We start from the raw sequence: 26,889 nt of genomic DNA on the forward strand, positions 1-26,889 counted from the left end.
CAGAATGATTTTTAGCGTAACCGCGCTAAAAATCAACGTCAATGTACAGATTTCATTATGATTTAATCTTAATTACATTAGCCATGGCTGAATTTCAGTTTTCAAAAAATGTGCTTTGCCCTTGTTTTTTCATGCCAATTTATTGCTGACTGTTTCCATAAATGATGCAAAAAGGTTAAAAAACCACCCTTCAGAAAACATGAGACCATAAAAATAAATTTATTAATTATGCGATTCAGCCATCATTTATGGCTGGTCCTGCTGAGCAGCAAGTTGTTGAAAAACAGTATTGAAATTTGAGTTAAGTCACGCCACGAAGGGGGTGGTCATACCAGGAAAGTTCTGGAAAAAATTCGCGGCGCAGTAAAAGTCGGTAAACTCCCGGTTTTGCCATTTAAACGATGTTACTGCACCACTTTGATAAGAGGCGCAACGGCCACTGAACTCGCGGCCAGTGCTACACTTTTCCGCTTTATCTTTGATGAATCTGACCTATGACTGCACTGGACGCTGCACAACAACATAAGCATCAGAGCCGCCTGAACTGGGGCACGCGCACTATCTTTCTGATTAATGGCTTAGGGATGTCAGCCTGGGCACCGCTGGTGCCGTTTGCCCGCGATCGTCTGCAGCTCAGCGGTGCCTCCTTAGGCGCGTTACTGCTTTGCCTGGGAATTGGTTCGCTGGCCGCGATGCCGGTGACCGGCACGCTGGTGGCACGTTTTGGCTGCCGTCGGGTCATGGGCTTCTCCACGCTGTTAGTACTGCTTATGATGCCGCTGCTGGCCACGGCTGACTCTCATCTGGTGATGGCAGCAGCGCTGATGCTGTTTGGTGCTGGTCTGGGCATGCTGGATGTCGCGATGAATTATCAGGCCGTACAGGTTGAGCAGGCTGCTGATAAGCCGATGATGTCCGGCTTTCATGGCTTCTTCAGTCTGGGCGGGATTCTCGGTGCGGGTACGGTGAGCCTGTTGCTGAGTCGCTCATTTACGCCGCTGCACGCGACCCTGGTGGTGATGGCCGTGATGCTGTTACTGCTGTTATGGCGACTGCCGGTGTTAATGAGCCAGCGCCTGCATCAGCCCGATCAGCCCTGGCTGGTGATCCCACGCGGCTGGGTCGCATTTCTTGGCCTGCTCTGCTTTATCCTGTTCCTGGCGGAAGGGGCAGTACTGGACTGGGGCGCGCTGCTGTTGCTGCAGAATCCGGCGATGTCACCCGCTTACGCCGGTCTGGGCTATGCGGTCTTTTCGGTGGCGATGACGCTGGGCCGTTTTAGCGGCGATAAGATCATCCAGCGTTTTGGTCGCTATCCGGTTATGCTGACGGGCGCACTGACTGCCGCAGCGGGCATGACGCTGGCTGTCTGGTTACCGTGGCCGGAGATCGCCCTGCTGGCATTCCTGCTGGTGGGCTTTGGTTTATCCAATACGGTGCCGATGTTGTTCAATGCTGCCGGGAATCAACAGGATATGCCTGCGAACCTGGCGATTTCTGCCATGACAACGCTGGGATATGCAGGTATTCTCTCAGGTCCGGCTTTAATCGGATTCATTTCGCAATGGATCAGCCTCAGCGGCGCATTTTTAATGATCGCGCTGTTGCTGTTAGCGGTAGCCGCCAGTGCGCGAAAAGTTGCGCGATAATTCAGGTACCTGACACGCTATGTTGTATAAGTTTCCACTGACCTCCGGCAATGTCACCCGCTTTTTTGTGGTTTTCAATCTGGTGCTGCTGCTGGCGCTGGGCTTTATGGTGCACAACTCGGTCAATGCCTGGCTGACCAGCAAACGCTATGCGATGGACGATCTGGCGCGTGACGTGCAGAAGCGCATCGACGCCTACCGCTTTGCCACCTGGCAGATCTATGAAAATCTCTCCACCAGTGCGGCAGGCGCAACGCCCGGCAGCAATCTGCAGGAGACGCGGCTGCGTCCTGATGTCTATTACCTGGAAAAAACCCGGCGTAAAACCGAGGCGCTGATTTTCGGCTCACACGACAGCAGCACGCTGGATATGACCATGCGGATGTCGAACTATCTCGACACGCTGTGGGGCGCAGAAAATCCCACCTGGTCGATGTACTTTTTAAATGGTCAGGACAACAGCCTGATTATGATCTCGACCCTGCCGCTGAAAGATATGGCGACGCGCTATAAAGAGAGCGCTATCAGCTCAATGGTCGATAGCCGCCGCGCGGAGATGCTGCAACAGGCTAATGCGCTGGATGAACGCGAGAGCTTCTCGCCGCTGCGCCACCTCGCCTTCCAGAACGACCACTATTTCACGCTGCGCACCACCTTTAATCAGCCGGGCCATCTGGCCACGGTGGTCGCCTTTGATCTGCCGGTTAACGATATTGTTCCGCAGAACATGCCGCTGGAAAACTTCCAGCTGCGTCAGGACAGCTCAATGCCTGCCACGACAGCCGATCAGCAGGAGGTGGAAAACACCCGCATCACACTGGTTAATCCCAATATTGAGATTACGGCCACCCTGCCCAGTACGTCGCTGCAACTGGTCTATCAGGTGCCCATTAACCGCCTGATTATCGACAGCCTGCACAACCTGCTCTGGCCGCTGCTAATCAACCTGCTGCTGTTCCTGCTGTCGCTGGCGGGTATCGTGCTGCTGCGCCAGCAGTCGCTGCGTCCCAGCGAGAATCAGAGCGCTGAACTCGATTCGCTACGGGTACTGAATGAAGAGATTGTGGCCAGTCTGCCAGTGGGTCTGCTGGTGTATGACTTTGCCAGCAACCGCACCCTGCTGAGCAATAAGATTGCTGAACATCTTTTGCCTCATCTCAATCTGCAGAAGATTATTAATATGTCCGACCAGCATCAGGGCGTGCTGCAGGCCACTATCAATAACGAAGTGTATGAAATCCGCCACGCCCGTAGCGTGCTGTCGCCACATACTCAGCTGTTTATGATGCGTGATCAGGATCGTGAGCTGCTGGTGAACAAGAAACTGCAGAAAGCGCAGCAGGTGCTGGATCGCAACCATCAGATGCGTCAGCAACTGCTGCACAATCTGGGCCATGCGCTGAATCAGCCTCTGGAGAAGATGGTGACGCAACTGGTGCAACTCAGCCAGCGTGATGCCGATGAGACCGTGCTGGACCTGCTCGATGAGAGCCAGGGTCTGGCGCGACTGGTGGATGATATCGTGCTGCTCAACCGGCTTGAGGCACATGACTGGTCACCGGATGCGACCGTCTTTAACCTGCAGGAGCTGCTGGACGAAATTGCACTGGAAAGCCTGCCGCTGATGCGTCGCAAAGGGCTGTCGCTGGTGGTGAATAATCATCTGGCGAATGACGAGACGCGATTTGGCGACCGTCGCGCACTGCGCAAAGTGCTGACCACGCTGATGCACTATGCTCTGACCACTACCCGCTGGGGAAAAATCACCCTGGAAGTTAAGGCTGCGGACAAACAGGCCGATAGAGTGATCATCGAACTGGTGGACACCGGAGCGGGCCTGACAGTGGATGAGCTGGCGAATGTCGACTTCCCGTTCCTGGGCGATACCAGTCAGGATCGCTACGGACAGGCCTCCGGCATGGCGTTCTTCCTGTGTAAGCAGCTCTGCAAGCAGATGGGTGGCAGTCTCGATATCGTGGCAAAAGCGGATATCGGCACGCGCTATAACATGCAGCTGCCGCTGGTGCTGGAGCAGAAGCACCAAGAAGAAGAGGAAAAGATTCTGGATGGTGTGACCGCGCTGGTGGAGATCACCGTGGAGGACGTGCATAAAATCGTCTGCCGCCATCTGGAAAACTGGGGCGCGCGGTGTCTGACTCCCGATGAGCGCATTTCCGGTCAGGATCACGATGTGCTGGTGACCGACGACCCCACAAAGCTTAGCGGCTGGGCACTGCTGCTGGCGGAAGATGAACTGGGTCATCATGCACTGAACGACCAGCAGTATCGGGTCAATTTCAATCTCAGTAATGCGATGCTCGATGCCTTACTGGCCCTGATTGAGAAACAACTGTCGCATGATGTGATGGATAACGACATGGAAGACGACGCGGCCACGCCATTGATGAGCGGCGGCTATTTCCAGCTGTTTACGGAGACAGTACCGGTTGATGTGAAGAGACTGTATACTGAGTCGGCGGAAAAGGACTACGCCTCGCTTGCTCAGACAGCGCATCGCCTAAAGGGCGTGTTTGCCATGCTCAATCTGACTCCCGGCAAACAGCTTTGTGAAGAGTTAGAACACCACATTAAAGCGTGTGACGATTCAAACATTACAAATACCACCAGTGATATTGACGCTTACGTCAATCAACTGCTGCAGCAAGGTAACCAATAAGATGAATAACTTAAACGTAATTATTGCCGATGACCATCCAATTGTCCTTTTCGGTATCCGAAAGTCTCTGGAACAAATTGAATGGGTCAACGTTGTAGGTGAGTTCGAAGACTCAACAGCACTGATCAATAATCTGTCTAAGCTAGACGCTAACGTCCTGATCACCGATCTCTCTATGCCAGGTGAGAAGTATGGCGATGGCATTACGCTGATTAAATATATTAAACGCCACTATCCGGATCTCTCAATTATTGTTCTGACCATGAACAATAACCCGGCGATTCTGAGTTCTGTGCTGGATCTTGATATCGAAGGGATTGTCCTGAAACAGGGCGCGCCTACCGATTTACCAAAAGCACTGGCTGCACTGCAGAAAGGCAAGAAATATACGCCGGAAAGCGTTGCGAAGCTGCTGGAGAAGATCAGCGCAGGTGGCTATGGCGACAAACGCCTGTCACCGAAAGAGAGCGAAGTACTGCGTCTGTTCGCAGAAGGTTTCCTGGTGACCGAAATCGCCAAGAAACTGAACCGCAGTATCAAAACCATCAGTAGCCAGAAGAAATCAGCAATGATGAAACTGGGCGTGGATAACGATATCGCGCTGCTGAACTACCTGTCGTCTGTCAGCCAGAGTCAGGTCGAAAGAGACTAAGTTACGTCTGAGGCGGTGCAGGCTGCACCGCCTCTTCTCTGCCCTATCCTGCTTTATCCCGGCCGCGTTTTACGTACCCGATCAGCATAGATTGCCAGCGTCACTTTCAGCACATCCAGCGTCACCGGTTTCGACAGACAGTTATCCATACCCGCATCCATACAACGCTGCTTCTCTTCCGCCAGCGCATTTGCCGTCACGCCGACGACCGGGAAGAGATGGCCCAGCTGACGTAAACGCTGCGTCAGGCGATAACCATCCATGTTTGGCATGTTCACGTCAGTCAGCACGATGTCGATTTCATGACGACTCAGTACGTTAAGCGCATCCACGCCATCCTGCGCGGTTTTGACCTGATAGCCCAGCGTGCCAAGCTGTTCCGACAGCAGCATGCGGTTAATGGGATGGTCATCGACAATCAGCACCATGATGTCATCGTTATGCACTTTCTCTTCGACCGGTGCAGTCAGCAGCAATGCATCCGCCGCATCGTGGCCCAGCGAAATACGATAGATGCGCGCCAGCAGAGCCGGCACCTCGTGCAGCGTGGCTGTCGAGTGGATCCAGCGTCCCGGCTGACGTTCACGCGGCATATCCACATGCGAGCCGTCAAAGGTGATCAGCGCCCGCAGCGGTAAGTCAATTTCCAGTTCGTAATCGGTCATCACCACATCGTCGTAACCCGGCTTACCGTTATATTCCGCAACCTCAATGCCCTGCTGCTGAATCTGACGGGTGATAAATTGCGCCAGATAGTCGTTGCGCATCGCCAGCCAGATTTTCTTATCCTGTAAATCCTCAAGCAGCATCAGCAACGGCTTCTGCCCTTTGTAGATCGGAATACGCACAATGAACTGGCTGCCCATGCCTGGCTCTGAGTCGACCTCAATGTCACCATCCATCATGTTGATCAGCTTTTCACAGATGGCCAGTCCCAGCCCGGTGCCCTGGAAATTACGCTGCACGCCATTTCCCACCTGGAAGAAGGGATCAAACAGGCGCGGCAGCTCTTTCGCAGGGATGCCGACACCGGTATCGCGGACGCGGAAGGCCAGATAGCCCTCAGCAACCCAGGCATGCAGGATAATACAGCCGGTGTGCGTAAACTTAATCGCGTTATTCAGCAGGTTCGAGATCACCTGCTGCAGACGAAGCGGATCGCCGTCCAGCACCTGCGGCACGTCATGTTCGATGAAGCAGTAGAGCGTCAGCCGCTTCTTCACCACCAGCGACAGATAGTTGCCGACGATGTGGGTCACGATTTCGCGCGGGGCAAACGGACGCGGTTCGATTTTCAGCTGCTCAGACTCAATTTTCGAGAAGTCGAGAATATCGCTGATTATCTTCAGCAGCAGGCTGGAGGAGTTGTTCATCGCCGTCACCAGCGAGTCGATGCCGCTGGGCAGCTCTTTGGTCTGTAACAGATCAAGATTACCGATAATGCCATATAGCGGCGTGCGCAGTTCGTGACTGACGGTAGCCAGGAACATCGATTTAGACTGACTGGCCTGCTCTGCCGCGTGGGCCATCTCCTGCAGAGACTGCTCCATTCGTACGCGCGCCGAAACATCGACCAGTACGCAAATCGCCACGTTCTCATTACGATAGCGCGAATGCACAAAGCTGATCTGCAGGTTGGTATTACTGCCGGTCAGCACATCGACAAAATTGACCTGCTGCCCGCCAATTATCTCATTCAGCTTCAGACGATCTTCCTGCGTCAGCAATGTCAGATAGTTATGCGCCAGTTCGTTACTCAGAATATTGGTGCCGTCGCTGGTGCGTAAAATACAGATCCCGACCGGCGCAGAAGCAACAATCTTACGGTTGAACTGCTCATGCTCTTCCAGCCGGTGGGCATTCTCCTCCGCCGGCAGGAACATCCGTCGCTCAAACACCCATGCAAGGGTAAACAGGATCACGGCGCTGAAAATATTGAGCAGCAGCGCATTAATAATCATCAGCTTGAGCTGATCCACCATCACGTCGGTGGGTATCGACCACACCACGTTGAGATCGGATGGCGGCAGCGGTTTCTTGAGCACCAGCTGACGATACCCATTCAGATAACCAAACCAGGTTTTATCATCCGGCAGATTATCGAGCGAGAATCCCAGCCCGCCGCGCCGCGAGTTAAGCAGTGGACGATAATTTTCGTCGGTAATGGACGCAATAATCGGCAGGCTACCCGGCTGAATAAACTCATCCAGCCGGATATTCTGCTCAACACCCAGCAGCGCCTGTAGTTTGTTAGCGACGTAAACCGGCACCACCATATAGAAGGTGCCGACACCAGGCTGAGCACTGCTGTTGATCCAGTACATCGGATTGCGGCGATCTTCCTCACTGCTGTTGCGATAGCGCAGCACATTCTCACGCAGTGATTTCAGGCTGCGTTCCCGATCGGCATTACTGCTGCCAATGGTAAAGTCGGCCAGACACTGGCTCTCACCACCGATAAAGAACACCCGATTTAATTCATACGATGAGGCGAAGTTACTTTTCCAGTAATTGATGTAGTAGCTGAGTGAATCGAGCGAATTGCGCCAGGTATTGCTCATTGAGGTGCAGTCGCCATCCGAGAACAGCGGCGTAAACTGCGGTTGGGTAGTTTTGCCCGGCATCATGCCGGTCAGCACATCCAGACCACTGCTGGCGTTGGATAAGCGGTTTTCGGTGATATATTTCAGCTCACGCATCATGTCCGCCGAATGGCGCACATACCACTGTATCGTGCCGTAGTTGCTGGCGAACTCCTGCCGGACCTGCGTCTCTTTATTGTGCAGCACGCTGATGATGTAAAACGCCGTCAGAACGGCACCCAGCGTCCAGATTAGCAGCGCCAGCGCGCGAAAAAGATAGCGCGAGATGCGAAGCGTAGTGCGGAAAGAGACAGGATATTTCAAAGGTAACTCGCAGTTGGCAAGGTTAGTCGCATCATCGATTTTTAATGCCCATACACTAGCTTTATCAGGCGAAAAAAGCCAGCCAGCCGCAGGCTTAGCGGAAAGTTTGGGAAACTTTCAGGATAGCGAAAGCAGCTAGTATCAGTGAACAAGAAGGCTTGCGTACAGGCCTGCCCGTAAGAACTAAAAGCGACAATGCTGTTTAAACAAGAAAGACCTGCTATGCCCGAAGAGCAAAGCGTCCACGCCAGGGATGGCGTGGTCGATCCGCAGGGAGGCGGGAATCCTTTGCGATCGGGCATAGCAGGTCTTTCGGCGGCTTCTGACTCACAGCCTCCCCAACCCTGCCCCCACTTTAAGCGACGCAGTAATCCCAAAAAGAAAGATCCGCTAAGCCCGGAGAGCAAAGCGTCCACGCCACGGATGGCGTGGCCGATCCGCAGGGATGCGGGAATCCTTTGCGGTCGGGCATAGCGGGTCTTTCGGCGGCTCCCGGCTCACAGCAACCGGCTCCCGGCCCCCAACTCACAGCCACTGCAATCCAGCGCCGATGCGCCCCAAAAAAAACGGCAGGCCGGGTTTCCCCTGACCTGCCGTTTCTGCAACGAACCTCAGCTTACCTCAGACAAATTACTCTTCGTCTTCAGCCGCGTCGTCTTCGTCTTCCAGATCCGCTTCCGGTGCAACCTCTTCATCGTCAATCTCAGCTTCCGGCGCAATATCATCTTCGCCTTCCGCCACGCTGCCGTCGATTGAATCCAGCTCTTCTTCTTCAACCGGCTCGGCAACACGTTGCAGAGCGACTACGTTCTCATCCTCTGCGGTACGAATCAGGATCACACCCTGGGTATTACGACCCACGACGCTCACTTCTGAAACGCGAGTACGCACCAGCGTACCGGCATCGGTGATCATCATAATCTGGTCGCCATCGACAACCTGAACCGCGCCAATCACCGGACCATTACGTTCAGTCACTTTGATTGAAATAACACCCTGCGTCGCACGCGACTTGGTCGGGTATTCGCTGTTGGCAGTCCGCTTACCGTAACCATTCTGCGTCACGGTCATAATGGCACCCTCTTCACGCGGCACAATCAACGACACCACACGATCGCCTTCAGCAAGCCTGATGCCGCGCACGCCGGAAGCGGTACGACCCATGGCACGAACGGCGGTTTCTGCGAAGCGCACCACTTTACCGGCAGCGGAGAACAGCATCGCTTCGTCATTACCGTTGGTCAGCGCCACACCGATCAGCTCATCGTCATCACGCAGATTCACGGCAATAATGCCGGCGCTACGCGGACGGCTGAACTCTTTCAGCGCCGTCTTCTTCACAGTACCCAGCGCGGTCGCCATAAAGATATTGAAGCCTTCGGTATACTCACGTACCGGCAGAATCGCCGTAATACGCTCGTTGGCTTCCAGCGGCAGCAGGTTGACGATTGGACGTCCACGCGCGCCACGACTTGCTTCCGGCAGTTGATAAACCTTCATCCAGTAGAGACGACCACGGCTTGAGAAGCAAAGAATCGTGTCATGGGTATTCGCTACCAGCAGACGATCAATGAAGTCCTCTTCTTTGATACGTGCGGCTGACTTGCCTTTACCACCACGACGCTGCGCTTCATAGTCGGTCAGCGGCTGATACTTCACATAGCCCTGATGCGACAATGTCACCACAACATCTTCCTGATTGATCAGGTCTTCGATATTGATATCGGCGGTGTTGGCGGTGATCTCTGTACGACGATCGTCGCCAAACTGATCGCGCATCAGCTCCAGCTCTTCGCGAATCACTTCCATCAGACGCTCGGCGCTCGACAGAATGTGCAGCAACTCAGCGATCTGCTCCAGCAGTGCCTTATACTCATCCAGCAGCTTCTCGTGCTCGAGGCCAGTCAGTTTCTGCAGACGCAGATCCAGAATCGCCTGAGCTTGCTGCTCGGTCAGATAGTACTGACCATCACGGATGCCGTACTGCGGATCCAGCCACTCAGGGCGCGCGGCGTCATCACCTGCACGCTCCAGCATCGCTGACACGTTACCCAGATCCCACGCCTGTGCAATCAGACCCGCTTTCGCTTCTGCCGGATTTGGCGCACGACGAATCAGCTCAATAATCGGATCGATATTCGCCAGCGCAATCGCCAGACCTTCCAGGATATGCGCGCGGTCACGGGCCTTACGCAGTTCAAAGATGGTACGACGCGTGACGACTTCACGACGATGGCGAACGAAGGCATCCAGAATTTCCTTCAGCGCCATAATCTTCGGCTGGCCCTGATGCAGCGCCACCATATTGATGCCAAACGAGGTCTGCAGCTGGGTCAGTGAATAGAGATTATTCAGGACCACTTCGCCGACGGCATCACGCTTGATCTCAATCACGATGCGCATGCCGTCTTTATCAGACTCATCGCGCAGTGCGCTGATGCCTTCAACACGCTTCTCTTTCACCAGCTCCGCAATCTTCTCAATCAGGCGTGCTTTGTTCACCTGATACGGCAGCTCATGAATGATGATGGTCTCGCGGCCTGTTTTCGCATCGGCTTCCACTTCGCCACGTGCGCGAATGTAAATCTTGCCGCGTCCGGTGCGGTACGCTTCTTCGATGCCACGGCGACCATTGATAATGGCGGCGGTCGGGAAATCAGGCCCCGGAATGTGCTCCATCAGCGCTTCAATGCTGATGTTCTCATCTTCAATGTACGCCAGGCAGCCGTTAATCACTTCACGCAGGTTATGTGGCGGAATATTGGTTGCCATACCCACGGCGATACCGGATGAACCGTTCACCAGCAGGTTAGGGATTTTAGTCGGCAGAACTTCAGGGATCTGCTCAGTGCCGTCATAGTTCGGTACGAAATCGACGGTCTCTTTTTCCAGGTCAGCTAACAGGTCGTGGGCGATTTTCGACATGCGAATTTCGGTATAACGCATCGCTGCAGCGGAGTCGCCATCGATGGAACCGAAGTTGCCTTGTCCGTCCACCAGCATGTAACGCAGGGAGAAAGGCTGGGCCATACGTACAATGGTGTCGTAAACGGCGGAATCACCATGCGGGTGATATTTACCGATAACGTCACCGACGACGCGGGCAGATTTTTTATAGGGTTTGTTCCAGTCGTTACCCAGTACGCTCATCGCATAAAGTACGCGACGGTGAACCGGCTTCAGGCCATCACGCACATCGGGTAAAGCTCGGCCAACGATGACCGACATGGCGTAACCGAGGTAAGAATTCTTTAATTCTTCTTCGATATTGACCGGTGTAATTTCTCTCGCAAGGTCGCTCATGGAGCCGCTATCCCTCTACTTAATCCCGGATTTTAAAGGTGCGAAAGTATATCACACTGCAATGCTCTGGTGAACGTTAACCACCGATTTCCCCCGCTTTTCATTGCCCCTGAAAGGTGTGCCAACTGCGGTTAAGCGTTTATACTGTGGGCACATTTTGTCAGGAGTTACGATTCAATGAATGCACAACCGCAGAATCATCAGCAGAACGTCGATGCGCAGGAAATTGCCAAGTTTGAGGCGGTTGCCTCGCGCTGGTGGGATCTGGAGGGTGAGTTTAAACCCCTGCACCGCATCAACCCGCTGCGCCTGGGCTACATCGCGCAGCACAGCAACGGTTTGTTTGGTAAAACCGTGCTCGACGTGGGATGCGGCGGCGGCATTTTAGCTGAAAGTATGGCGCGTGAAGGCGCAGTGGTGACGGGCCTGGATATGGGCGCTGAACCGCTGGCCGTGGCGCGACTGCATGCTCTGGAGAGCGGCGTGACGCTGGACTACGTGCAGCAGACCGTAGAAGAGCATGCGGAGCAGCACGCCGGAAAATATGATGTGGTGACCTGCATGGAGATGCTGGAGCATGTGCCGGATCCGCGCTCGGTGGTTCACGCCTGTGCGAAGCTGGTCAAACCCGGCGGCGAAGTCTTTTTCTCGACGCTGAACCGCAATCCTAAAGCCTGGCTGCTGGCAGTATTCGGCGCGGAATATGTACTGCGCATGGTTCCGCGCGGCACCCATGACGTGAAGAAATTCATCCGCCCTTCCGAATTGCTGGGCTGGGTCGATGAAACGACGCTACGTGAACGTCACATCATTGGACTGCACTACAATCCGGTGACCAACCGCTTCAAACTGGCCCCGGGTACTGATGTCAATTATATGGTGCACACCCACCGCACCGTATAAGTAATCGGCCCGCCTGAATCAGGGCGGGCTTGTTCTTACCTTTCCACTTTTCATCGCCTGCTCCCCCCGAAATCGACCGCAACAGAGGCATAGTGTTATCTGCCAGTGGGTTACGTCACACCCACTCACTTCTGCTTTCGTTTTCAGCCCCCGCCATCTGGCAATGCGCCGGGGAGGTAGTCTCTTTTCGCTATTTTTCCTCCCCTAGAGGGCCGAAAAGAGAGGATTGAATAAGAAATACGCGTCCGATCAAAGTTAGAAAAAAAAGTGTGATCTGGTTGACATGTTGCCAGGCCTTACAAGGCATGGCCTAAGAATTTTCGCCAAAAATACAACCCCTCTATCCATCATTTTTTGCTCTTGTTAAGCGGCCGTAAAATACTAAAATAAGCCCCCATGTAGTTATGGTACTTCCCATCACCCCCAAGATGTAGTGTTTATCCACACATTATTCACAATGAATATGCTGTGCATAAATCGGGATTTCTTTTAATTTTTGTATACTCACGCAAAGGTAAAAACGCGACATGAACCAGAGTCTGCTCGTTACTAAACGCGATGGCCGCCAGGAGCGCATTGATCTCGACAAAATTCACCGTGTGCTGGACTGGGCAGCTGAAGGGCTGAACAACGTCTCAGTTTCACAGGTGGAGCTGCGTTCCCACATTCAGTTCTATGATGGCATCAGAACCTCTGACATTCATGAGACCATCATCAAGGCCGCAGCAGACCTCATCTCTCGCGATGCCCCTGACTATCAGTACCTGGCTGCCCGCCTGGCGATCTTCCACCTGCGTAAAAAAGCGTATGGTCAGTTTGAGCCGCCGAAGCTTTATGACCAGGTCGTTAAGATGGTCGACCTGGGCAAATATGATCGCCACCTGCTTGAAGATTACAGCCAGGAAGAGTTTGCTCAGATGGACGAGTTTCTCGACCACTGGCGTGACATGAACTTCTCCTATGCCGCAGTGAAGCAGCTGGAGGGAAAATATCTGGTCCAGAACCGCGTCTCAGGTGAAATCTATGAGAGCGCGCAGTTCCTCTACATTCTGGTCGCTGCCTGCCTCTTCTCTGGCTACCCGCGCGACACGCGTATGGATTACATCAAGCGTTTCTATGATGCGATCTCTACTTTTAAAATCTCGCTGCCGACGCCAATCATGTCGGGCGTACGTACCCCGACGCGTCAGTTCAGCTCCTGTGTACTGATCGAGTGCGGCGACAGCCTGGACTCCATCAACGCCACCTCCAGTGCGATTGTGAAATATGTCTCTCAGCGTGCCGGTATCGGCATCAACGCCGGTCGCATCCGTGCACTGGGCAGCCCGATCCGCGGCGGTGAAGCGTTCCACACCGGCTGTATCCCGTTCTATAAGCATTTCCAGACCGCAGTGAAGTCCTGTTCTCAGGGTGGCGTACGTGGCGGCGCGGCGACGCTGTTCTACCCGATGTGGCATCTGGAAATCGAAAGCCTGCTGGTGCTGAAAAACAACCGTGGTGTTGAAGGCAACCGCGTGCGTCACATGGACTATGGCGTTCAGCTTAACAAGCTGATGTACCAGCGCCTGCTGAAAGGCGAAGAGATCACCCTGTTCAGCCCGTCTGACGTGCCAGGCCTGTATGACGCGTTCTTCGCCGATCAGGATGAGTTTGAGCGCCTTTACACCAAATATGAGCAGGATAAGAGCATCCGCCAGCAGCGTGTTAAAGCGGTCGATCTCTTCTCATTGATGATGCAGGAACGTGCTTCAACTGGCCGTATCTACATCCAGAACGTCGATCACTGCAACACCCACAGCCCGTTTGATCCGCGCATCGCGCCGGTTCGCCAGTCTAACCTCTGCCTGGAAATTGCCCTGCCGACCAAACCGCTGGAAGATGTTAACGACGAAAACGGTGAGATCGCTCTCTGTACGCTCTCTGCGTTCAACCTTGGTGCCATCGAAAGCCTCGACGATCTGGAAGAGCTGGCTACTCTGGCGGTGCGTGCGCTGGATGCCCTGCTCGACTATCAGGACTACCCGATTCCGGCTGCACAGCGTGGTGCCATGGGTCGTCGTACCCTGGGCATTGGCGTCATCAACTACGCTTACTATCTGGCGAAGCACGGTGTGCGCTACTCCGATGGCAGCGCTAATGGCCTGACCCACAAAACCTTTGAAGCCATTCAGTACTACCTGCTGAAAGCGTCAAACGAGCTGGCGAAAGAGCAAGGTGCCTGCCCGTGGTTCAATGAAACCACCTATGCGCAGGGCATTCTGCCGATCGATACCTACAAGAAAGACCTGGACGCGATCAGCAACGAACCGCTGCATCTCGACTGGGAGAGCCTGCGTGAAGAGATCAAGACGCATGGCCTGCGCAACTCGACCCTGTCCGCGCTGATGCCGTCTGAAACCTCGTCACAGATCTCCAATGCCACCAATGGCATTGAGCCACCACGTGGCCACATCAGTATTAAAGCATCAAAAGATGGCATCCTGCGTCAGGTGGTGCCGGAGTATGAGCGTCTGAAAGATCAGTACGAACTGCTGTGGGAAATGCCGAACAACGATGGCTATCTGCAACTGGTGGGTCTGATGCAGAAATTCATCGACCAGGCGATTTCGTCCAACACCAACTACGATCCATCACGCTTTGCCAACGGCAAAGTGCCGATGAAACAGCTGCTGAAAGATCTGCTGACGGCGTACAAGTTCGGCGTGAAGACGCTCTACTATCAGAACACCCGTGACGGTGCGGAAGATGCGCAGGATGATCTGGCACCTTCTATCCAGGATGATGGCTGCGAGAGCGGCGCCTGTAAGATCTAATGGTCAGGCGGGAGACTCTCCCGCCTCATTCATTTCACGAGGCCTGGCTTCGTCTACTTTTGGACAACTTTTATGGCTTACTCTACTTTCTCACAGAACAAAAATGATCAGCTGAAAGAGCCGATGTTTTTCGGTCAGTCCGTCAACGTGGCACGCTTTGACCAGCAGAAATATGACATCTTTGAAAAGCTGATCGAAAAGCAGCTCTCCTTCTTCTGGCGTCCGGAAGAGGTGGATGTCTCACGCGACCGTATCGACTACCAGGCGCTGCCGGATCACGAAAAGCATATCTTCATCAGTAACCTGAAATACCAGACGCTGCTGGATTCGATTCAGGGTCGCAGCCCGAACGTTGCCCTGCTGCCGCTGATTTCAATTCCTGAGCTGGAAACCTGGATTGAAACCTGGGCGTTCTCTGAGACAATTCACTCCCGTTCATACACCCATATCATCCGTAACATCGTTAACGATCCGGCGGTAGTGTTTGACGATATCGTTACCAATGAGCAGATTCTGGCGCGTGCCCAGGATATCTCACGCTATTACGATGACCTGATCGAGATGACTAACTACTGGCATCTGCTGGGCGAAGGCACGCATCAGGTCAACGGTAAGCAGGTTGTGGTCAGCCTGCGTGCGCTGAAGAAGCAGCTCTACATCTGTCTGATGAGCGTCAATGCGCTGGAAGCAATCCGTTTCTATGTCAGCTTCGCCTGTTCCTTCGCTTTTGCCGAGCGAGAGCTGATGGAAGGTAACGCCAAAATCATCAAGCTGATCGCCCGCGATGAAGCGCTGCATCTGACCGGCACCCAGCATATGCTGAACCTGCTGCGTAGCGGTGAAGACGATCCAGAAATGAAAGAGATTGCAGCAGAGTGCCGTGAAGAGTGCTTCGAGCTGTTTAAGAAAGCTGCCGAGCAGGAGAAAGAGTGGGCAGACTATCTGTTCAGCGGCGGCTCAATGATTGGCCTGAACAAAGACATTCTCTGCCAGTACATTGAGTACATCACCAATATCCGTATGCAGGCGGTGGGTCTTGACCTGCCCTTCCAGACGCGCTCTAACCCGATTCCATGGATCAACTCCTGGCTGGTGTCTGACAACGTTCAGGTCGCGCCGCAGGAAGTGGAAGTGAGCTCTTATCTGGTGGGTCAGATTGACTCTGAAGTGGGCGCTAACGACTTCGATGACTTCCAGCTTTAATCATGAGCCGTGACGTTGTTATTCTGCGCAGTTCCGGCACCCGGCTGGAATGCACAGACGAGCACACCAGTCTGCTGACGCTGCTGGAAGCCAATAATCTCTGCGTGGAGTTTCAGTGCCGTGAAGGCTATTGCGGCTCCTGCCGGATGCGACTGCTGAAAGGCGAAGTGCATTACCCACAGCAGCCGCTGGCCTTTGTGCAGCAGGATGAGATCCTGCCCTGCTGCTGCAAGGCCAAAGGCGAGATTGAGCTTGAGTTGTAACTGAGGTAGCTATCTCTCTGACTGCGACGCTGCCTGAATGCGGGTGAAACTCACCGCAATGGCTAAGCAAAAGCGCAGGGAACCCGGTCAATAAAGGAAAGCGTCCCGCGCCATGGACGGCGCGGGCCGAGCTGTCAGGGATGACGCTGCTTGCGTCTTTCCGATCTGACAGGGTTCCCTGCGCAGGCTCGATCTGTCAGCCATCAGGGCTAATCTGGCCAGCAGTCAGAATAAAACGGGCACCTCAGGTGCCCGTTTTATTTTCCCTGTTCTCACTGTCTGACAGTTTCAACCACATCAATCCAGCCGTGACCGGTGCTGACTTCGCTGCCGTGCAACCAGCGGCGCAGCATGTTCATCCCCATCATCGCCACCACCTTCTGCCGCGTTTCAAGGTTATGGCGGCCGGTGCTGAACTTCACGCGCTGACCAAAACTGCCCTCCGGCGTATGCAGCGCTATCGAAATCTCTTCCTGCTCCAGACTGCCAACAGAGAGCGCAAGAGTCGCCTGCTGCTGCGCGGCAAAATCGCGGGTGCGCGTCACCTGCTGCTCCAGCGTCTCCTGCTGCGGTGGCAGAATATCAGCCCCCCGCAACGGCACGCTGGCGGTGGCCAGTTGCCAGTAAAGCAGACCGGCGGTGTATTGCTCGCTGACCGCCAGTTGTTCACCGCGCTGCTCCAGCTCGCGGGCCAGCAGGGCCGGCAGACCTTCGGTGCCTTCAAAAATAGTGCACTCTGCCAGCAGCAGACGCACCTGCTGCCATACCTGCTCCATCGCCACCCGCTGACTGGCCGGGCCGGTGAGTTTGATCTCAATAATCGGCATCGATGAGCGATACCCCATCACCACGCCTTCAGGCAACGCCAGCGGCTCCAGTTCAGCGGCAATATCACTTTCACCGCGACCAAAGGTCGTCAGCCGCAGGCAAACCGGCGGCTCGGGTGGCGAGAATTTTGCTTTCAGGCGGGGAATGATCTGCTGCTCCACCATCACTTTAAATTCGGACGGCACGCCAGGCGTGAAAAACATCCAGCAGCGATTAAGTTGCAGGGCAAAACCACAGGCGGTTCCGACCGGGTTATCAATCAGCTCCGCATTCGCCGGAATTTCAGCCTGTTTGCGATTGCTGGCCGCCATTATACGCCCGCGACTGGCGAACCAGGCTTCCATCTGTTCCAGCCACTCCTGCTGCATCGCCAGTTCAACCCCACAGGCACGGGCCGCAGCCAGCGCACTGAGATCGTCACTGGTTGGCCCCAGGCCGCCATTGACAATCAGCACATCGGCCTCATGACTGCGCGCCTGCAGTGTGGCGATTAGCGACGCCAGTGAATCCCCTACCGTGGTACGGCTGGTCATCGGTAAACCCTGCTGGAACAACGTATCTGCCAGCCAGGCTGCGTTGGTGTCGACGATTTGGCCATGCAGCACCTCATCCCCGGTCGATAGCATCTCTACTCTAATCACGTCGGGTTCTCCTTTTCACGTTTGCTTAACTGTAGGAAGTCCGCTCGCGAAACACAATCGGCATCACCAGTGATTATGACCATTGCACCAGAGGCAGCATATTGCCTATAAAGATAGTGAGGGCAAAGCAGGATTAAGGTGAGGTGGGTGCGTTAAAGACGTTAAAAACCAATAAAAACGGCGGGATTTTCCCCGCCGCTTTTTTACGGCTGTTGACAGCTAAACTCAAACAGCGCGTCGCGATTAACGACGCGCCAGCAGCAGACCGAGTACCAGACCAGCAGTTGCGCCAATACCCACGCCCTGCCACGGTTTTTCATGCACGTAGTCGTCAGCGCGGTAAGCCGCCTGTTTAGCGCGATAGTAGTAACTATCTGACGCCTGGCTGACACGGGATTTCACATCGTTCAGCGCCTGTTCGGCTTTGCTTTTAAGCTCAATGTACTTCTGATCGGCCGGATCGCCTGATGCCTTAAGTACTTCTTCCAGCGTTTCAGTCAGTAACGCAATATCGTCATCGAGGCCCGTTTCGAATTGATTTGTCTGATTTACCATCGTTTCCTCCGTGTGAATTGCAAAGCAGTTCATTAACTATAGTCATAATCTGGCGCTCTGCTGTTTTCCTGCTCCAGGAATCACCTGATTTTTCATCTGCTAAAGTTGCTCAGCTCAGGCGGTGCGCCGTTTCGCTGCGCAAAGAAGTGTAAGACACCACGGCAACCGCCGAATTTCGCTTCGCTTCTTTGATTAATCTGATAAATTTTGTCGGGACTGAATTTTCCAGTAACCCTACTGTCGTACCCCTCTGTTGCCTGTGATTATCGGGCCATAAAAGTGCATTTTGCACGACAGTCACGACACACTCGAACAGCTAAGGAATGATCTCTGGCATGAATCGAAGAATGTTTATGAAAGCGTCAATGGCCTTCTCCGCCGTCAGCGGCATGACCGGCCTGTCAACGCTGTTTGCGCAATCCGCATGGGCAGAAGATGGCATTGCTGACGGAACCGCCGTACGCTTCGATTTTGACGTACTGAAGAAAAACGCGGCTGCGCTGGCGAAAAAACCCTGGGGCGGTGCGCCAGGCGCGCTGCCGGAGACGCTGGCTACACTGACCCCACAGGCGTACAACGAAATTCAGTATGACGCTAACCACTCACTGTGGAATAACCTGCCCGACCGTCAGCTGGATGTGCAGTTCTTCCATGTCGGTATGGGCTTTAAGCGTCGCATCCGTATGTTCTCTGTTGACGGCGCAAGCCGCGAGGCGCGCGAAATTCATTTCCGCCCCGAGCTGTTCAACTACAATAACGCCCACGTGGATACAAAGCAGCTGGAGGGCAAAACTGACCTCGGCTTCGCCGGTTTTCGCGCCTTTAAAAAGCCGGAGCTGGCCCGCCGCGACATCGTCTCTTTTCTCGGCGCAAGCTACTTCCGTGCAGTTGACGATACCTACCAGTACGGTCTCTCGGCACGTGGCGTGGCGATAAACACCTTCAGCAACGGTCAGGAAGAGTTCCCGGACTTCACCGCCTTCTGGTTTGAAACGCCAAAAGCGGAAGATACCACCTTTACCTGTTACGCCCTGCTGGATGGTGCCAGCCTGACCGGTGCCTACAAGTTCATCATTCATTGCGAAGAGAAACGCGTGGTGATGGAAGTAGAAAATCACCTGTTTGCCCGTAAAGAGATCCGTCAGATCGGCATCTCACCGATGACCAGCATGTTCAGCTGCGGTACCAACGAACGTCGCATGTGCAATACCTACCATCCGCAGATCCACGACTCCGATCGTCTGGCGATGTGGACCGGTAAAGGCGAATGGATTGCGCGCCCGCTGAATAATCCGCAGCGTCTGCAGTTCAATGCTTATGAAGATGAGAATCCGCGTGGCTTTGGCCTGCTGCAGCTGAATCACGACTTCAAAGATTATCAGGATGTGATTGGCTGGTATGACAAACGTCCGAGCCTGTGGGTTGAGCCGGTCGGCAAGTGGGGCAAAGGCGCAATCAACCTGATGGAGATCCCAACCACGGGTGAAACGCTGGATAACATCGTCTGCTTCTGGCAACCGGCGGAACCGGTCAAAGCGGGCAGCGAGCTGAACTTCTCCTACAAACTCTACTGGAGTGGTCTGCCGCCGGTGCGAAGTGGTCTGGCACGCGTGGATGCCACCCGTACCGGTATCGGTGGCTTCCCGGAAGGCTGGGCGCCTGGCGAGCACTTCCCTGAAACCTGGTGCCGTCGCTTCGCCATCGATTTTATTGGTGGTGATCTGCAGGCTGCCGCGCCGAAAGGCATTGAGCCGGTTATTACTGTCTCATCCGGCAGCGTGAAGCAGGTTGAGATTCTGTATGTCGATCCGCTGAAGGGTTACCGCATCCTGTTTGACTGGTATCCGAACAGTGATTCCACCCAGCCGGTGGAGATGCGTCTGTTCCTGCGTACTAAAGAGGAGACACTGAGCGAAACCTGGCTCTATCAGTATTTCCCGCCTGCGCCGGATCAGCGCAAATATGTCGATGACCGTCAGATGACGGTGGGTTGATGGAAAAAGGCGAGGCTCAGGCCTCGCCTTTTTTATGGCGCGTTCTTCAGCATATCGACGTGCGGAATGCCATCTTCCAGGTAGCTCTCTCCCACCGCCACAAACCCATGCTGCCCGTAAAAATTTTCCAGATGTGCCTGAGCGGAGAGAAACAGATCGTGCCCTGGCCAGTGCAACTGACAACGGCTGATCGCCTTCTCCATCAGACGGCTGCCCAGCCGCGCACCACGCACCCGATCGAACACAATCACCCGTCCGATTTTTACCGGGCTGGTCTTATCCTCTGGCGAGAGAAGTCGCGCATAGGCCACTAACTGACCATCCGCTATGCCCAGCAGATGCCGGTTTCCCGCCTGCAAATCTTTGCCATCCACATCCTGATATACACACTGCTGTTCCACGACGAACACGGCATTGCGCAATGCCAGTAAGTTGTAAAGTTCCCGGGTGGTGAGTTCGCTATGATGTTTATCCTGCCAGTCAATGTTCATGGTCTCTCCTTACTAATTAAAACACGCTACATCAGAACGGTGTCGCCATCCAGCATCTGCGGGTCACCTCGTCTTCAGGGCAAAAAAAATCAGGCCCGGAGGCCTGATTAATCAGTTGCAGATACCTGCTTACATCAGCGGCTGTGCCATCTGCACCAGTCTGATCAGCGGCTGCGGGTAGACCCCTAACAGCAGCACCAGGATGGCGGAGATCAGCACGACCACACCACCGGCCGTAAACGCCCAGTTTGCCGGGGTGTCACGGGTGTGCAGTTCCGGCGGGCTGAGGTAGAGACTTACGGTCACGCGCAGATAGTAGTAGAGACCAATCGCACTGCCTGCGACCACGGCTCCAGTCAGCCACCACAGGTGAGCACTCACACCCGACGCGATAACGTAGAATTTACCGATGAAGCCCAGCGTCATCGGGATACCCGCCAGCGACAGCATCATCACCGTCATGACCGCTGACAGGATAGGACGATGCCAGAACAGACCACGATAGGAGTAGAGCGAGTCGGCATCCGGGCCACGATACGGGCTGGACATCAGGCTCACCACACCAAAGGCACCCAGGCTGCTGAACAGATAACCCGCCAGGTAAACACCCGAGGTTTCCAGCGACAGCTGATGATCTTTCACCGCAATCAGCGCGACCAGCAGATAACCGAGATGGGCGATAGAGGAGTAACCCAGCAGACGCTTAATGTTGCTCTGCGAAATCGCCATCAGGTTACCGAACAGAATCGACACGAAGGCGATCATGGCCAGCACCGTGCGCACCGCTTCGCTGTCGGTCACTGGCGCGTACATAAACAGACGCATGATGACACCGAAGATCGCAATCTTGCTGGCGGTCGCCAGGAAGGTTGAAACTGGCGCAGGCGCACCCTGATAAACATCGGGCGTCCAGAGGTGGAACGGAACCAGTGAGAGCTTGAAGCCCAGACCGATAATCAGCATACCCAGCCCCACCAGCAACAGAGGCTCGTGGATCATGCTGTCAGTCAGACTCTGACCCAGCGCCACAAAGCTCAGGTTACCGGAGTCGGCATAGATCAGCGCGATACCAAACAGCAGGAATGATGAGGCCGCTGCGGAAAGAATGGTGTATTTCAGCGCCGCTTCCAGCGAACGTTTCTGGCGGAAAGCGTAGCCAATCAGACCAAATAACGGCAGCGACAGCAGCTCAATGCCGATGAACAGCGAGGCCAGATGGTTAGCACTGGCCAGCACGATGCCACCGAGCGCCGCAATCAGCACCAGCAGATAGAACTCATCTTTGTTGTCCGGGTAGCCTGCCAGCCACGGATAGGCAAAGGTGCAGGTTGCCAGACTCGCCAGCATCACCAGCGCGGTATAGAACATCGAATAGCCATCGACGCGCAGCAGCGGCGTGACATCCATCGCCCCGACCTGACCGACAAAGTAGAGCGAGAGCAGCGCCAGGTTCAGGCCAACTACCGTTAGCGTGGCGTTAACGAAGTGGTTGCGTCGCCAGGCAATGGACAGCATCACAACCACCACCGTCAATCCGACGATTAACAGCGGTAGCAACGCAATCAATTGGTGAGGAGTTATTGTCATGGCGAATTACGGCCTTGTAGTTGAAATTGAAGCGGTAAACCACTGCTGAATATTGCTCATGGCAGCGTGCGAAGTATCCAGAATCGGCTGTGGATAGACGCCCAGCAGCACCAGCAGCACCACCAGAACACCGATGGTCATAAACTCACGCGGTGACATGCCTGGCAGCGGATCTTTCGATTTCGCTTCGCCGTAGTAAGCGCGCTGCATCATCACCAGCGAGTAGACGGAGGCCAACACCAGACCAAAGGTCGCGATGATAATAATCATCGGCACCACCTGGAAGCTGCCGGTCAGAATCATAAATTCGCCGACGAAGTTACCGGTGCCCGGCATACCGAGGTTGGCAACAGCAAAGAACAGCGACAGACCCGGAATCCATTTGATGCGCGACCACAGGCCACCCATCTGACGCATATCACGGGTATGCAGACGCTCATACAACTGACCACACAGAATGAAGAGTGCCGCAGCGGACAGACCGTGCGCAATCATCTGAATCACCGCACCCTGCAGCGCCAGCTGGCTGCCGGTGTAGATGGCAATCAGCACAAAGCCCATGTGCGAAATCGAGGTGTACGCAATCAGACGTTTGATATCGGTCTGCGAGAAGGCCATCCAGGCACCGTAGAAGATACCGATGATGCCTAACCACATGGCGATGGGCGCAAACTCGGCTGACGCGTTCGGGAACAGCGGCAGACTGAAACGCAGTAAGCCGTAAGCCGCAGTTTTCAGCAGGATACCCGCCAGGTCGACAGAACCGGCTGTTGGTGCCTGACTGTGTGCATCCGGCAGCCAGCCGTGCAAGGGCACCACGGGCATCTTGACCGCGAAAGCGATGAAGAAGCCCAGCATCAGCAGATATTCAACACCGCTCGACATTGGCGTCTGCAGCAGTTGTTCGTAGTTAAATGTCCAGACGCCGGTCGCGTTATAGTGAACAAATACCAGACCAAGAATCGCAATCAGCATCACCAGACCTGAAGCCTGGGTATAGATGAAGAATTTGGTCGCGGCAGAGATACGGGTTTTGCCGTCCGATGCTTTATGACCCCAGAGCGCGATGAGGAAGTACATCGGCACCAGCATCATTTCCCAGAAGAAGAAGAACAGGAACAGGTCGATGGAGAGGAACACACCGATTACGCCGCCCAGGATCCACATCAGGTTCAGATGGAAGAAGCCCTGATACTTTGAGATCTCATTCCAGGAACAGAGCACCGCCATCAGACCGAGCAGGCCGGTCAGCACCACCATCAGCAGCGACAGCCCATCAATGGCTAAATGGAAGCTGATGCCGAAGCGCGGGATCCACGGAACGGAGAAACTTGACTGCCACTGCGGAATGCCCGCTGCCTGCGTCAGTGAATAGCCTCCCTGCAACCAGAGTTGCAGTGAAAGCGCCAACGTCAGCCCCATAGTGATCAGCGCGATCCAGCGTGGCACCTTCGCGCCAAGGCGCTCGGTCAGCCAGCAGATCAGACCGCCGACGAAGGGTATGATAATTAGCCAAGGTAATAACACGGCACACTTCCCTTTTATGACCTTTTCTGAGCTATCTTACTTGCCATTTTCATTCCCGGCAGTGCTCGCAATCCTCACATACTTCAGTATGCTCCGTTGCTGTGCGCTGGCGGTAATGAAACTGGCTGCGACGATAACGCTCATTACTCAGGTAATTTTTGACATTCTTAATTGGGGTGAGGTAACTCACCCCCGCTCATCAATCTTTACATCACCAGCAGCAGAGCCAGCACCAGCACGGCACCCACGCTCATTGACGCAACGTACCAGCGCAGGTAGCCATTCTCACTAACCACAAGGCCTTTGTTGGCAATACGTGACAGCAGTGCAGGCAGGTTCATCAGGCCATTCAGTGGATCGCGCTTCAGGAGCCACGCAATACCCAGATAAGGTTTGACGAACACTTTATCGTAGAGCCAGTCGAAGCCCCAGGCCGCAAACCACCATGTGCCGAAGAAACGGCCTGGAGCACTGTTTGCAATACGGGTAACCAGCTCACGTTTGCCCAGCCACAGCGCGGCAGCGATCAGAATGCCGACAATCGCGACCACGCCCGAGGTGATCTCCAGTCCCACTTTGCCCGCTTCACCGAACTCATTGGCTGGCAGGACACCCGCCAGCGGGGGCGTGATCAGCGCACCAATAAAGGTGGAGAGCAGCAGCAGCACAATCAGCGGCAGATGATGGGTAATGCCTTTACCGGCGTGTGCATGAATTTTTTCTTCGCCGTGGAACACAATAAAGATCATGCGGAAGGTATAGATAGAGGTCAGGAACGCTCCCACCAGACCCGCGACCATCAGATTGATGTGACCATTAGCCAGTGCACCAAACAGAATCTCATCTTTACTGTAGAAGCCCGCCGTAATCAGCGGCAGTGCCGCCAGCGCCGCGCCGCCTACCAGGAAGCAGGTGTAGACCAGCGGAATGCTTTTACGCAGACCACCCATTTTGAAGATGTTCTGTTCGTGATGGCAGGCCAGAATGACCGAACCCGAAGAGAGGAACAGTAACGCTTTAAAGAAGGCGTGCGTCATCAGATGGAAAATCGCCGCATCCCACGCCTGAACACCCAGCGCCAGAAACATATAGCCAATCTGGCTCATGGTGGAGTAAGCGAGAACACGTTTGATGTCGGTCTGCACCAGCGCGGCAAAGCCTGCCAGCACCAGGGTAATTGCCCCGATGATGCCGACCAGATGCAGCACTTCCGGCGTCAGCAGGAAAAGACCGTGGCTGCGGGCAATCAGGTAAACACCCGCCGTCACCATGGTCGCGGCGTGGATCAGAGCCGAAACCGGTGTCGGACCCGCCATCGCATCGGCCAGCCAGGTCTGCAACGGTAACTGCGCCGATTTACCGACCGCGCCACCCAGCAGCATCAGCGTAGCCCACTGCAGCATATGGTTGTCTGCGGCGAAGTGCGCCGGTGCCAGTTCCATCATCTCGCGGAAGTTCAGCGTGCCCAGTTCGTTGTAGAGGATGAACAGACCGAATGCCAGGAAGACGTCGCCGACGCGGGTGATGATGAAGGCTTTCATCGCCGCTTTGCCGTTTTCCGGATTGCTGTAGTAGAAACCGATCAGCAGATAAGAACAGAGCCCTACCCCTTCCCAGCCCAGATACATCAGCATCAGGTTATCGGCCAGCACCAGAACCACCATACTGGCGATAAACAGGTTGGTGTAGGCGAAGAAGCGGGAGTAGCCCTCTTCTCCACGCATGTACCAGGAGGCGAACATATGAATGAAGAAACCGACGCCGGTTACTACCGACAGCATGGTCAGCGACAGGCCATCCAGCGTCAGATTCACCTTCATGTCGAAGTTGCCGACATGCATCCACGTCCAGAGTGTCTGAGTGTAAGCCTGCTGACCATTGGCGAAGAAGTCGAAACCGATCATGGCCGTAGTCAGTGCTGCCAGACCCACCGAACCCATACCCACCGTGGCCGACAGGTTCTCAGACCAGCGACCGCGGGAAAACGCCAACAGCAGAAAGCCGATCAGCGGAAACAAGACAGTTAAATAGAGAAGATTCATCCGCGCATCTCGCTCACAGTATCAATGTTCAGCGTCTGACGACGACGATAGAGCTGAAGCAACAGGGCCAGACCAATACTGGCTTCCGCTGCCGCCAGGCTGATCGCCAGGATATACATCACCTGTCCATCGGCCTGACCCCAGTAGCTTCCGGCAACCACCAGAGCTAAAGCGGCGGCGTTGATCATGATTTCAAGGCCGATCAGCATAAACAGCAGATTGCGGCGTATCACCAGCGACGTCAGTCCAAGGACAAACAGCACGGCAGCAAGAATCAATCCATGTTGTAACGGGATCATGCGTTCTCCTTTTTCACCTGAGCGGCGTCAGCATTACGGTTACTCAGGACTTCGCCCTGACGCTCTTCACGACCGATATGGAACGCCACGACCAGACCCGCCAGCAGCAGCATAGAGGCCAGTTCGACCGCCAGTACGTAAGGACCAAACAGGCTGATGCCGACCGCTTTGGCGTCGATGATGGTGCCATCAATGCCCTGGTCATTCGCCGTCAGAATGGCGTAGATCATTACCACCAGCAGTAGTAACGAAACGATGCCCGGACCAATCCACAGCGACGGACTGAGCCACTCACGCTCCTGCTTTTCAGTCTGTTTGCCCAGGTTCAGCATCATGACCACGAAGACGAACAGCACCATGATGGCTCCGGCGTAAACGATGATCTCCAGCGCACCCGCAAAATAGGCCCCCATCGAGAAGAAGACGCCGGCGATCGATAACAGCGAAACGATCAGGTACAGCAACGCATGTACCGGATTAGTGTGGGTAATGACGCGCAACGTCGTCAGCACCGCCACCAGTCCGCAAAGATAAAACGCAAATTCCATGCCTTGCT

18 protein-coding genes are annotated in these 26,889 nt (G+C 54.6%); 8 read left to right on the forward strand and 10 right to left on the reverse strand.

Annotated features, from left to right (window positions below; all coding sequences use genetic code 11):
- The first annotated feature begins 494 nt into the window (after positions 1-494).
- The 3 genes from F3I20_RS00840 to rcsB are packed head-to-tail and all read left to right on the forward strand — an operon-like array spanning position 495 to position 4,978.
- Complete coding sequence (locus F3I20_RS00840) at positions 495-1,649, forward strand: MFS transporter (RefSeq protein ID WP_150010514.1); 1,155 nt, start codon at positions 495-497, stop codon at positions 1,647-1,649.
- A 19-nt stretch (positions 1,650-1,668) separates the two neighbouring features.
- Positions 1,669-4,326, forward strand: coding sequence for a phosphotransferase RcsD (gene rcsD, locus F3I20_RS00845; RefSeq protein ID WP_150036985.1), 2,658 nt, complete (start codon positions 1,669-1,671; stop codon positions 4,324-4,326).
- A 1-nt stretch (position 4,327) separates the two neighbouring features.
- Positions 4,328-4,978, forward strand: a complete 651-nt coding sequence (rcsB, locus tag F3I20_RS00850; RefSeq protein ID WP_003854204.1) for a response regulator transcription factor RcsB — start codon at positions 4,328-4,330, stop codon at positions 4,976-4,978.
- A gap of 53 nt (positions 4,979-5,031) precedes the next feature.
- Here the strand turns inward: rcsB and rcsC are convergent, their stop codons facing one another.
- Both rcsC and gyrA read right to left on the reverse strand, forming a co-directional pair.
- The gene (gene rcsC / locus F3I20_RS00855; protein ID WP_150010518.1) at positions 5,032-7,884 is read right to left on the reverse strand and encodes a two-component system sensor histidine kinase RcsC; all 2,853 of its coding nucleotides are present in this window, start codon (positions 7,882-7,884) and stop codon (positions 5,032-5,034) included.
- Between the two features lie 630 nt (positions 7,885-8,514).
- Complete coding sequence (gene gyrA / locus F3I20_RS00860; protein WP_150010520.1) at positions 8,515-11,187, reverse strand: DNA topoisomerase (ATP-hydrolyzing) subunit A; 2,673 nt, start codon at positions 11,185-11,187, stop codon at positions 8,515-8,517.
- A gap of 177 nt (positions 11,188-11,364) precedes the next feature.
- Here gyrA and ubiG point away from each other — a divergent pair, with 177 nt between their 5' ends.
- The 4 genes from ubiG to yfaE all read left to right on the forward strand — a co-directional run bounded on the left by ubiG (position 11,365) and on the right by yfaE (position 16,369).
- A complete protein-coding gene (ubiG, locus tag F3I20_RS00865) occupies positions 11,365-12,090 on the forward strand; it encodes a bifunctional 2-polyprenyl-6-hydroxyphenol methylase/3-demethylubiquinol 3-O-methyltransferase UbiG (RefSeq protein ID WP_150010522.1) in 726 nt (241 codons plus the stop codon).
- 527 nt (positions 12,091-12,617) lie between these two features.
- Positions 12,618-14,903, forward strand: a complete 2,286-nt coding sequence (gene nrdA, locus F3I20_RS00870; protein ID WP_150010524.1) for a class 1a ribonucleoside-diphosphate reductase subunit alpha — start codon at positions 12,618-12,620, stop codon at positions 14,901-14,903.
- A 72-nt stretch (positions 14,904-14,975) separates the two neighbouring features.
- Entirely contained in the window at positions 14,976-16,106 is a 1,131-nt protein-coding gene (gene nrdB / locus F3I20_RS00875; RefSeq protein ID WP_150036984.1) for a class Ia ribonucleoside-diphosphate reductase subunit beta, read from the forward strand.
- Positions 16,107-16,108: 2 nt separating this feature from the next.
- Entirely contained in the window at positions 16,109-16,369 is a 261-nt protein-coding gene (gene yfaE, locus F3I20_RS00880; RefSeq protein WP_150010528.1) for a class I ribonucleotide reductase maintenance protein YfaE, read from the forward strand.
- 272 nt (positions 16,370-16,641) lie between these two features.
- Here yfaE and F3I20_RS00885 read toward each other — a convergent pair whose 3' ends face one another.
- On the reverse strand, positions 16,642-17,838 hold the full coding sequence (locus F3I20_RS00885) for a nicotinamide mononucleotide deamidase-related protein YfaY (RefSeq protein ID WP_150036983.1): 1,197 nt from the start codon (positions 17,836-17,838) through the stop codon (positions 16,642-16,644).
- 243 nt (positions 17,839-18,081) lie between these two features.
- Positions 18,082-18,393 (reverse strand): stress response protein ElaB, encoded by a 312-nt coding sequence (gene elaB / locus F3I20_RS00890; RefSeq protein ID WP_010258091.1) that lies wholly within the window; start codon positions 18,391-18,393, stop codon positions 18,082-18,084.
- Positions 18,394-18,728: 335 nt separating this feature from the next.
- Between elaB and F3I20_RS00895 the strand changes: the two genes are divergently transcribed.
- The gene (locus F3I20_RS00895; protein ID WP_150036982.1) at positions 18,729-20,387 is read left to right on the forward strand and encodes a glucan biosynthesis protein D; all 1,659 of its coding nucleotides are present in this window, start codon (positions 18,729-18,731) and stop codon (positions 20,385-20,387) included.
- Between the two features lie 32 nt (positions 20,388-20,419).
- Here the strand turns inward: F3I20_RS00895 and F3I20_RS00900 are convergent, their stop codons facing one another.
- The 6 genes from F3I20_RS00900 to nuoJ all read right to left on the reverse strand — a co-directional run bounded on the left by F3I20_RS00900 (position 20,420) and on the right by nuoJ (position 26,881).
- The gene (locus F3I20_RS00900; RefSeq protein ID WP_150036981.1) at positions 20,420-20,878 is read right to left on the reverse strand and encodes a GNAT family N-acetyltransferase; all 459 of its coding nucleotides are present in this window, start codon (positions 20,876-20,878) and stop codon (positions 20,420-20,422) included.
- A 129-nt stretch (positions 20,879-21,007) separates the two neighbouring features.
- Positions 21,008-22,465 (reverse strand): NADH-quinone oxidoreductase subunit NuoN, encoded by a 1,458-nt coding sequence (gene nuoN / locus F3I20_RS00905; protein WP_150010536.1) that lies wholly within the window; start codon positions 22,463-22,465, stop codon positions 21,008-21,010.
- A gap of 6 nt (positions 22,466-22,471) precedes the next feature.
- Positions 22,472-23,992: an NADH-quinone oxidoreductase subunit M gene (gene nuoM / locus F3I20_RS00910; protein WP_150036980.1), complete on the reverse strand. Its 1,521-nt coding sequence runs from the start codon at positions 23,990-23,992 to the stop codon at positions 22,472-22,474.
- A 206-nt stretch (positions 23,993-24,198) separates the two neighbouring features.
- Complete coding sequence (gene nuoL / locus F3I20_RS00915; RefSeq protein ID WP_150010538.1) at positions 24,199-26,034, reverse strand: NADH-quinone oxidoreductase subunit L; 1,836 nt, start codon at positions 26,032-26,034, stop codon at positions 24,199-24,201.
- Positions 26,031-26,333, reverse strand: coding sequence for an NADH-quinone oxidoreductase subunit NuoK (gene nuoK, locus F3I20_RS00920; RefSeq protein WP_003854236.1), 303 nt, complete (start codon positions 26,331-26,333; stop codon positions 26,031-26,033). The genes nuoL and nuoK overlap by 4 nt, the downstream gene beginning before the upstream one ends.
- Complete coding sequence (gene nuoJ / locus F3I20_RS00925) at positions 26,330-26,881, reverse strand: NADH-quinone oxidoreductase subunit J (RefSeq protein WP_003854237.1); 552 nt, start codon at positions 26,879-26,881, stop codon at positions 26,330-26,332. The genes nuoK and nuoJ overlap by 4 nt, the downstream gene beginning before the upstream one ends.
- Positions 26,882-26,889: the final 8 nt, after the last annotated feature.

The sequence above is a fragment of the Candidatus Pantoea gossypiicola genome (assembly GCF_008632075.1).
Classification (GTDB): Bacteria; Pseudomonadota; Gammaproteobacteria; order Enterobacterales; family Enterobacteriaceae; genus Pantoea; species Pantoea gossypiicola.

Excerpts from the sequence above, each read along its gene's own strand:
- F3I20_RS00900 (WP_150036981.1), bottom strand. The coding sequence starts at position 20,878 with ATGAACATTGACTGGCAGGATAAACATCATAGCGAACTCACCACCCGG.
- nrdA (WP_150010524.1), top strand. The coding sequence starts at position 12,618 with ATGAACCAGAGTCTGCTCGTTACTAAACGCGATGGCCGCCAGGAGCGC.
- F3I20_RS00840 (WP_150010514.1), top strand. The coding sequence starts at position 495 with ATGACTGCACTGGACGCTGCACAACAACATAAGCATCAGAGCCGCCTG.
- gyrA (WP_150010520.1), bottom strand. The coding sequence starts at position 11,187 with ATGAGCGACCTTGCGAGAGAAATTACACCGGTCAATATCGAAGAAGAA.
- nuoK (WP_003854236.1), bottom strand. The coding sequence starts at position 26,333 with ATGATCCCGTTACAACATGGATTGATTCTTGCTGCCGTGCTGTTTGTC.
- rcsB (WP_003854204.1), top strand. The coding sequence starts at position 4,328 with ATGAATAACTTAAACGTAATTATTGCCGATGACCATCCAATTGTCCTT.
- yfaE (WP_150010528.1), top strand. The coding sequence starts at position 16,109 with ATGAGCCGTGACGTTGTTATTCTGCGCAGTTCCGGCACCCGGCTGGAA.
- ubiG (WP_150010522.1), top strand. The coding sequence starts at position 11,365 with ATGAATGCACAACCGCAGAATCATCAGCAGAACGTCGATGCGCAGGAA.
- F3I20_RS00895 (WP_150036982.1), top strand. The coding sequence starts at position 18,729 with ATGAATCGAAGAATGTTTATGAAAGCGTCAATGGCCTTCTCCGCCGTC.
- rcsD (WP_150036985.1), top strand. The coding sequence starts at position 1,669 with ATGTTGTATAAGTTTCCACTGACCTCCGGCAATGTCACCCGCTTTTTT.
- nuoL (WP_150010538.1), bottom strand. The coding sequence starts at position 26,034 with ATGAATCTTCTCTATTTAACTGTCTTGTTTCCGCTGATCGGCTTTCTG.
- nuoN (WP_150010536.1), bottom strand. The coding sequence starts at position 22,465 with ATGACAATAACTCCTCACCAATTGATTGCGTTGCTACCGCTGTTAATC.
- nrdB (WP_150036984.1), top strand. The coding sequence starts at position 14,976 with ATGGCTTACTCTACTTTCTCACAGAACAAAAATGATCAGCTGAAAGAG.
- nuoJ (WP_003854237.1), bottom strand. The coding sequence starts at position 26,881 with ATGGAATTTGCGTTTTATCTTTGCGGACTGGTGGCGGTGCTGACGACG.
- elaB (WP_010258091.1), bottom strand. The coding sequence starts at position 18,393 with ATGGTAAATCAGACAAATCAATTCGAAACGGGCCTCGATGACGATATT.